The 1,503-nt window shown below is 69.6% G+C and carries 1 protein-coding gene; it reads right to left on the bottom strand.

From position 1 onward, the window contains the following. Positions 1-11: 11 nt before the first annotated feature. Entirely contained in the window at positions 12-1,322 is a 1,311-nt protein-coding gene (locus JJT62_RS18935) for an IS4 family transposase (protein WP_246745016.1), read from the bottom strand. Between the last annotated feature and the right edge of the window lie 181 nt (positions 1,323-1,503).

Genomic DNA, 1,503 nt, shown 5'->3' with positions numbered 1-1,503 from the left:
CGCTATCGGATTCACACATCGTAGAAGGTCAGCGCGGCTCCGAACTTTATTCGTCGAAAGTCGTCGAGGCCCTGGCGCATTACTTTGGGGCCGGGCTTTCCGTAATAGGCGGTCCAGCCGCCGAGCCTGGCGACGACCCAGGCGGCGAAGGCGAGGCTGCCTTTGCGGTGGGGGTTCTTCTGGCGGGCCGTCGCGCCCTCGAGCTTCGCCGAGACGGCCTCCAGCAGCGCTTCGTCCTCGGGCTCGAAAGCGTCCGTCAGCAACTGGTCGGTCGCGCCGTCGCGCGCCTTGACCAGTTGCATGACCGTCACCGCGGCGACCGCCGTCGCCGCCACCAGCTTGATCATCACTTTCGGATCGCAGATGTCCGCCTGCTCGATCTCGAAGCCCGCCGTCTTCAGCGTGCGGAAGAATTCCTCGATGGTCCAGCGCATTCGATAGAGGTCGATCACCCGGCGCGCCTCGGCCAGGCTCGTCGCCGCATGGGTCGTGAGAAGCCGCCAATGAATGGGCGCGACGCCCTCCGCGGCCCCGACCTCGCGCACGTCGACCAAAGTCACGCCGACCGCGTCCGGCAAGTCGCGCGCGCCGTGGCGCGGCTTGCGCAAAGTGACCGGCGAGACGCGGACCACGAGCGCCGCCTTGCGCGCCTTGCGTCCCGGAGCCGCCGGGATCTCGGCGACGAAGCGGCCCGCCTCGGCCAATCCGTCGGCGAAGGGGAACAAAAGCTCGATCGCATCCTCGCCGTCTGCGGCGATCGTCCGGTTCTGGCAGGCGCGCACAATCAGCTCGACGCCGCCCGGACGCTGCGCGAGATGCGCGTAGATGTCGCTCTCCCGATCCGAGACGACAGTGATCCGCTTCGCCGCCGCGAAATCCTCGCGCGCATGCGTCGCCACATCGAGCCAGCGCTGCGATTCCTTGTCCGCGAGCGCGCGCGCGCGACGCGCCGCGACCTTGGCCCCCGTGTCGCGGTTCCAGACCTCGGCATGAGCGAGGCCGAGCAGCGCGCCCGTGCCGGCGTCGAGCGCCAGGGCCGCGTGCAGCAAAAGGCCGCGCGTCCCGCCGCCCTTGCCGACCGGCCCATAGCCGTTCGCCTGCGCGCGCTTGCCGCCGAGCGCCAGCTCGCTGGTGTCCTGCGCCACCACTATGTCGCGACCCGCCGCCCGCGCCGCTGTGAGCCCGGCGGCGTGCCGCGCCATCTCCTCGGCGGTCACCGCAGGATTGCGCAGGAAGCGCGTGAGCCGCACCTCCTGCGCCCGCCGCCCGCCGGCGATCCGACGGATGCGCGCGCACGGCCGCGCGACGAGGCCCCGATGCAACGAGACCCCCCTTTTTCCAGGCGGCGGTCGCCGAACCGCCCCAGTCCATACGAAATCGCCATGCCCCACCCCGCGAATCAAAACGCGACCCACGGAATCAAACAGACCCGACCGAGGCAATCACGATGTGTGCATTCGATAGCGCTAAAGCGGGAGAGGGGACGCTCACGATCAGCATTCT

Origin of the sequence: Methylocystis sp. Sn-Cys, from assembly GCF_016745395.1 — a bacterium.
Classification (GTDB): domain Bacteria; phylum Pseudomonadota; class Alphaproteobacteria; order Rhizobiales; family Beijerinckiaceae; genus Methylocystis; species Methylocystis iwaonis.
This window is presented reverse-complemented; position numbering and strand designations above follow the sequence as displayed.